Raw genomic sequence first — 4,781 nt, forward strand, 5'->3', positions numbered from 1 at the left:
GTTCAGAGTCTAACAGCCGCTGAGGCTCCATCTAGCTTGACAGTGGGGGCGGTTCACTGCCACCAATATGTTGGGTCGCTCAATATAACGGCGCAGGAAAGCACCGGCGTAGACCCAACTTCCCAGCGATAGCCAGCAGATCGGCAGATAGAGCCCGGCAAACACCAGTACCTGGTGCAGTTCGCCGCCGCTGGTGTATGCGGCAATGCCCGAGGCCGATGCCAGCCACGCCTTGGGATTGAGCCATTGCATCAGGGCGCCTGCCATGAATCCCGGCGCTCGCTGAGTCTCACCCGCCGGCAGGCGACCGTCGTCGCGAAACAGTCGCCAGCTCAGGTAGAGCAGGAAGGCCACACCGGCCCAGCGCAGTGCCTCCGACAACCCCGGTACCACTGCCAGTACCGAATAGAGCCCCAACCCCACGGCAATGAACAGCAAGACAAAACCCAGCGTGGCGCCGGTGACGAACACCAGGCCCTGGGATATGGGGTAGCGGGTGCCGCTGCTCAGGCACACCAGATTGACCGGCCCTGGTGAAATTGAAGCGGCAAGGGCAAACGCCGACATGGGCAGAATCATGGTAAGGCTCATCATTACTCTCCAGGCTGGTAATGGCAGGAGAATGCAACGCCGGAACGGAGAGGTATTGAACAACATTGATGTGGTACCGGTATCCGCTACCTTTACTGCTAAGGCAGGTTATCCGTGATGATGATCAATCGACATACCGAAGAGCCTCACCATCAGCTTCAAGGATCGTATCGGGTGAGTGGTGTCGTTCAGGGTGTCTCGATCAGTATTAGCGGGGGGTAGGCTGCAGGGGGAAATATGGGTACGGCAGTATCAGGTATTAGCAAGTTGGCGCCGGGAGTGCCCGAGGCCGACGCTTCCGCCATTGAGGAACGGCGTAGCGTTTTCGGGGTGGACCTGCTGATGGCCGAGAGCGTCGGCGAGCCCGGCGAGGTGAGGGTACTGCCCTTGCCTCACCTGATCCTGAGTCAGGCCATATGCCACTCCTTTCGCTATCACTGTGATCTTGGCGCAGGCTGCTTTTCAGGCCATAGCATACCCATGGACTTCGTGGTGGTCGTACCCGATGCCCACACCTGGTGCCGTATCGACAACCCGCACCGGCTTCGTTTTCTCGCCATTCCCATGACGCTTGCCCGGCGCTTCCTGGGCCGCTCCGAAGAGGAACCTCTTGATTTTGGTGTGCTCCATACCCGCCATAATAGCGATCCCTTCATCGCCCATACGCTCGAGGCCCTGTGGAATGAGCTTGCCCTTGGCGACCAGGCCACCGGTCTTTTCCTGGAGGCTGCAATTGCCGGCGTGCTGGCCCGCCTTGAGCGGCTTTCGAAGCAGACCCCTTGCCTGCAGGCGGCGGGCGGCCTGACGGCCTGGCAGTCGACCCGGGTGCTGGACTTTATGCGCGAGCACCTTGGCGAGCCGATTTCCCTGTGCGAGCTGGCCGATCTGATCGACCTGTCACCCTGGCACTTTTCCCGTGCATTCCGGCAAAGCCATGGACTGCCGCCGCATCGTTATCTGACTCGGCTGAGGCTGGAGCGGGCTCGTGGCCTGTTGGCACACAGCCAGCTTTCCATCACCGAGATCGCCATGATGACCGGCTATTCCTCTCAACACCTGGCCCGGCACTTCCGACACTACCTTGGCTGTACACCCAGAGAGTACCGCCGAAGAAACGAACGCTGATCCCTGACCACAACTCGGTAGCAAACCCTGTTCAGTGACCGCAAGATTGGCCACGCAAGCCTCTCTCCTGCACCTCTAAACTGCCACTGTTGTCTTACTCAGGGGAGAGCGAACCAATGAACAGGACATACTGGCTGCTGCCGACCACATTCTTGAGTCTCGCACTGACGGCCACCGCCTATAGCCAGCAGGCTAATGGCATGGTCGGCCATGAAACAAACGCTGAGGGCCTGGGGAAGGTCTCTTTTCAGCCGGCCTGCAGCGAGGCTTCGGCGAATCAGTTCGACCGAGGTCTCGCGCTCAAGCATCACATGATGTATCAGCAAGCCCGTGGCATTTTCCGTGAGATCACCGACCAGGAGCCGGATTGTGCCATGGGGCACTGGGGCATGGCTGCCACCTATGTCCAGCCACTGTGGCCGGGACGCCCTGATGACGAGACCCTCGCTCAGGGCCGGAAGCACATCGAACAGGCCCGGCATGCCGGCTTGGGAGATGCGCGTGAAGCGGCGCTGCTTGAAGCGGTGGCTGCCTTCTTCCAGGAGGCGGACGAGCTCGGCTACCGCGATCGCATTGAAGCATGGGCCGAGCGCATGGCCGTGGCTTATGCCGACCACCCGGATGATCTGGATATTGCCGCGTTTTACGGCCTGTCCCGCCTGGCGCTGGCGATGGGGGCCGACAGCGACCGGCGCAATCCGTTGCATGATGAGGCCGAAGCCGTCTTGCGGAGTGTGTGGGAAGCCGAATCCACCCACCCCGGCGCCATCCACTACAGCATCCATGCCACCGATGTGGAAGGCCGTGCCGAGAATGCGCTCGACCTGGTGGAAGCCTATGCCGACATAGCCCCTAGCGTGCCCCACGCCCTGCATATGCCGTCGCATATTTACGTACGCCTGGGTCACTGGGACGAGGTCATTGAGTGGAACCGGCGCTCCGCCGACGCTGCTCTTGAACATGATGTCAACGGCGCCACAACCTTCCACTACATCCACGCCCTCGATTACCTGGTGTACGGCCATTTGCAACAGGGGGAGGTTGAGCAGGCACAATCCGTGTGGGAAGAGGCCAAGGCAGTTGAACGCCACCAGCCCGCTTTTCCGTCAGCCTTTCACGCCGCTGCCATGCCGTCCCGCATAGCGGTGGAGCAGCGGGACTGGGACGCCGCGAAAGCGCTGTCTGTGCGGGAGCCAGACTATCTGCCATGGGATGATGCCCCCTGGCCGGAAGGGCTGAGCTGGTATGCCCGGGGACTGGGCGCCATTCATACGGACGATCGTGAGCTCGCCCAGGAAGCCGAGCAGCGCCTGGCTGAGCTGCGTGATGCGGCCCGGGAGGCGGGCGAAGAGCGCTTCGCGACGAACATCGAGGTAGATCGCAAAATCCTGTCCGGCTGGATAAAACACGCCGAGGGAGAGGCTGAGGAAGCGGTCTCCAAGATGGAGGCCGCCGCGGAACTGGAGTCCACGGTGGAAAAAGATCCCATCACCCCCGGTGCCCTGTATCCGCCTTACGAAGCGCTGGGTGATCTGCTGGTTGACCTGGGGCGTCCGGACGAGGCTCTTGTCGCCTATGAAGCCGGCGAGGCGATCTGGCCCGGGCGCCGTAATACCCAGTTCGGCATGAATCGTTCGCAGGAACAGGTTGCCAGCCAATAGGCGTATACCACACTACATTTTAATTACTGGCTGAATAGGAGTATTGTTGCGAAATTTAGCGGGTAGTGCCTTAGATGACTGTGTTTTTTAAAGATACATCCGAGCCTGAGGTAACTTGTTCAACTTGCCAGGCTTGCTGCTGTCGATTGGAAGTCATGATTCTCTCCGATACGGGAGTGCCGGAGAAGCATATAGCCTACGACGAGTGGGGCGGCGAGACCATGCGCCGCCTGGAGGATGGTTGGTGCTCTGCTCTGGATCGTGAGACCTTCATGTGTACGATTTACGAAAATCGCCCCTGGATTTGCCGAGAGTTCGAAGTGGGGTCGCATGAGTGTCTTGTAGAAAGAGCTGAGCTGGATGAAAACCGTCACACCTAGCTCGGGTGAGTGCCACGCTACCGGCCTGCTGGAGGCCGGTAGTCTTTGAGTCTGTCGATCGCTGCTGCCCGCTGTTCTACTGGCCAAGTGCCTCCAGCAGTACTTTTGCGACCGGTTCGGAGGAGGGCGGGTTCTGCCCGGTGATCAATTGGCCGTCTCTGCGAGTGTAGGGAGTGAAAACCTCGGCCTTGGAGTAACGGGCTCCGCCTTCCTTGAGGGCGTTCTCCACCAGGTGGGGGACGACATCGGTGAGTCCCACAGCGTCTTCTTCTTCATTGGTGAAGCCAGTGACATCGCGGCCCTGGATGATCGGCTTGCCTTCGGTATCGCGGGCGTGGATGAGTACGATCGGCGCGTGACACACGGCAGCTACCGGTTTCTGCTGTGCCCAGAATGCCTCGATCAGGCGGATGGAATCCTTATCGTCTACCAGGTCCCATAGCGGACCATGGCCGCCGGGGTAGAAGATGGCATCGAAATCGTCAGCACTGACTTCGCTCAGCCTGTGCGTGTTGGCAAGCGCCTGCTGCGCTTGGTCGTCCTGCTGGAATCGGCGTGTTGCGTCGGTCTGGCTATCCTCGGCGTCACTCTTGGGGTCCAGTGGCGGCTTCCCGCCCTTGGGGGAGGCCAGCACCACTTCTGCGCCGGCATCCAGGCAGGCATAGTAGGGCGCCGCCAGCTCTTCCAGCCAGAAGCCGGTGGGCTCACCGGTATCGCCGAGGCGATCGTGGGAGGTAAGGACCATCAGAATACGTTGGCTCATGGAGCTCTCCTGTGTCGCTGCTAGTGGCAGGGAGTGAATGGCGTTGGTCATCAGCCTAGTGGAGCGACTAGTATTTGAGAACCAGTCATTTTCGATACGTTCCTGTCATCTGCTCTATGAGGAGGGTTGAAGTGGTCCAATTGGAGCGGACACCCCGATAAGCCTCATAATGGAGGCAATGGAGGTGTTCATGACCAAGAAGACTCGACGTCGGTTTTCCGATGAATTCAAGGTGGATGCGGTGAGCCTGGTGATCGATCA

At 60.0% G+C, this 4,781-nt stretch carries 5 protein-coding genes; 3 read left to right on the top strand and 2 right to left on the bottom strand.

From position 1 onward, the window contains the following. Positions 1-9 precede the first annotated feature (9 nt). On the bottom strand, positions 10-591 hold the full coding sequence (locus KZO25_RS18055) for a LysE family translocator (RefSeq protein ID WP_223138008.1): 582 nt from the start codon (positions 589-591) through the stop codon (positions 10-12). Positions 592-828: 237 nt separating this feature from the next. On the opposite strand from KZO25_RS18055, the gene KZO25_RS18060 reads away from it, so the two are divergent. The 3 genes from KZO25_RS18060 to KZO25_RS18070 all read left to right on the top strand — a co-directional run bounded on the left by KZO25_RS18060 (position 829) and on the right by KZO25_RS18070 (position 3,757). Further along, entirely contained in the window at positions 829-1,716 is an 888-nt protein-coding gene (locus tag KZO25_RS18060) for a helix-turn-helix domain-containing protein (RefSeq protein ID WP_223138009.1), read from the top strand. A gap of 116 nt (positions 1,717-1,832) precedes the next feature. After that, positions 1,833-3,377 carry a hypothetical protein gene (locus tag KZO25_RS18065; RefSeq protein ID WP_223138010.1) on the top strand — a complete coding sequence of 515 codons (1,545 nt, stop codon included), beginning with the start codon at positions 1,833-1,835 and terminating at the stop codon, positions 3,375-3,377. 74 nt (positions 3,378-3,451) lie between these two features. After that, positions 3,452-3,757 (top strand): YkgJ family cysteine cluster protein, encoded by a 306-nt coding sequence (locus tag KZO25_RS18070; protein WP_223138011.1) that lies wholly within the window; start codon positions 3,452-3,454, stop codon positions 3,755-3,757. 76 nt (positions 3,758-3,833) lie between these two features. On the opposite strand, the gene KZO25_RS18075 is transcribed toward KZO25_RS18070, so the two are convergent. After that, complete coding sequence (locus tag KZO25_RS18075; protein ID WP_223138012.1) at positions 3,834-4,520, bottom strand: type 1 glutamine amidotransferase domain-containing protein; 687 nt, start codon at positions 4,518-4,520, stop codon at positions 3,834-3,836. Positions 4,521-4,781 lie beyond the last annotated feature (261 nt).

Origin of the sequence: Halomonas sp. ANAO-440 (assembly GCF_019915905.1) — a bacterium.
Taxonomy (GTDB): Bacteria; Pseudomonadota; Gammaproteobacteria; order Pseudomonadales; family Halomonadaceae; genus Halomonas; species Halomonas chromatireducens.